This window comes from Sphingobium sp. IP1 (assembly GCF_002708645.1).
Classification (GTDB): Bacteria; Pseudomonadota; Alphaproteobacteria; order Sphingomonadales; family Sphingomonadaceae; genus Sphingobium; species Sphingobium yanoikuyae.
In genome coordinates this window covers 1-1,321 of record NZ_NOIW01000252.1, presented here as the reverse complement: position 1 = coordinate 1,321, position 1,321 = coordinate 1, and the positions used below count along the sequence as shown (strand labels likewise).

Genomic DNA, 1,321 nt, shown 5'->3' with positions numbered 1-1,321 from the left:
TGAACCGCGCCGGGTTTGCCGGAGGCTCCAACTTCTGAGTAAGTGGAGCCGATATGAGCAAAGCGACGAACAAGTTTGCACCTGAGGTTCGCGCACGGGCGGTGCGCATGGTGCTGGATCACGAGGCTGAACATCCTTCCCGCTGGGCAGCAATGATTTCCATCGCCGAGAAGATCGGGTGCTCGGCGCATACATTGAATGAGTGGGTAAAGAAGGCCGAGGTGGACAGTGGCAAGCGTGCTGGCGTGCCCACCGAGATGGCTGACCGCCTGAAGGCGCTGGAACGCGAGAACCGCGAGTTGCGCCAGGCCAACGAGATACTGCGTAAGGCGAGCGCATATTTTGCCCAGGCGGAGCTCGACCGCCCGTTCAAACGATGACGGCTTTCATAGACGAGCATCGGGCGGAATATGGGGTCGAGCCGATTTGCAGGGTTCTGCCGATTGCCCCATCCACCTACCATGAGCGTGTCGCGCAGCGGCGGGATTTGGGGCGGCTGTCAGATCGTGCCCGGCGCGATCAGGATCTGAAGCCAGAAGTCATGCGCGTCTTTGCCGAGAATTTCGGCGTTTACGGTGTGCGGAAGGTCTGGCGGCAGATGAACCGCGAGGGCTTTGCTGTGGCCCGATGCACCATCGAGCGGCTGATGCGCGATCTGGGTTTGCAGGGGGTAATCCGTGGCAAGCCTGTACGAACCACGATCAGCAACAAGGCTGCGCCTTGCCCGCTCGATCACGTCAACCGACAGTTCCATGCTCCGGCGCCCAACATGCTCTGGGTGTCGGACTTCACCTATGTCGCGACGTGGGCGGGCTTTGTCTATGTTGCCTTCGTGATCGACGTCTACGCCCGCTATATCGTGGGCTGGCGCGTTAGCAGGACTGCCCATGCCAGCTTCGTGCTGGATGCACTGGAGCAGGCTATCCACGAACGACGCCCTGCCCATCGGGGTGGTCTCATCCATCACAGCGACCGCGGATCGCAATATGTGTCGATCCGATACTCGGAGCGGCTTGCCGAAGCCGGGATCGAGCCATCGGTTGGCAGCGTCGGCGACAGCTATGACAATGCTTTGGCTGAGACGATCAACGGCCTTTATAAGGCCGAGGTGATACATCGGCGAGGGCCATGGCGGTCCTTTGAAGCCGTGGAATATGCCACGCTGGAATGGGTGGACTGGTTTAACAAACGGCGCCTGCTCGAACCCATCGGCAATATCCCGCCGGCTGAAGCTGAGGAACTGTACTACGCCATGCTGGACGACGTCCCCATGGCTGCGTAACTTAAACCAAATAGCCTCCGGCAAACCCGGGGCGGTTCA

Annotated in this window: 1 protein-coding gene and 1 other annotated feature; the gene reads left to right on the top strand. The window is 60.3% G+C overall.

Translation table 11 applies throughout. The annotated features are described in order from the left end of the window. Window positions 1-53 precede the first annotated feature (53 nt). Window positions 54-1,282 (top strand): IS3 family transposase gene (locus tag CG471_RS29805; RefSeq protein ID WP_099234663.1). Its coding sequence is split into 2 segments (ribosomal slippage): window positions 54-342 and window positions 342-1,282, totalling 1,230 coding nucleotides; the frame shifts between segments, so codons are not numbered across the junction. Beyond that, window positions 335-451, top strand: a sequence feature (AL1L pseudoknot). Its footprint overlaps the gene before it by 117 nt. Window positions 1,283-1,321: the final 39 nt, after the last annotated feature.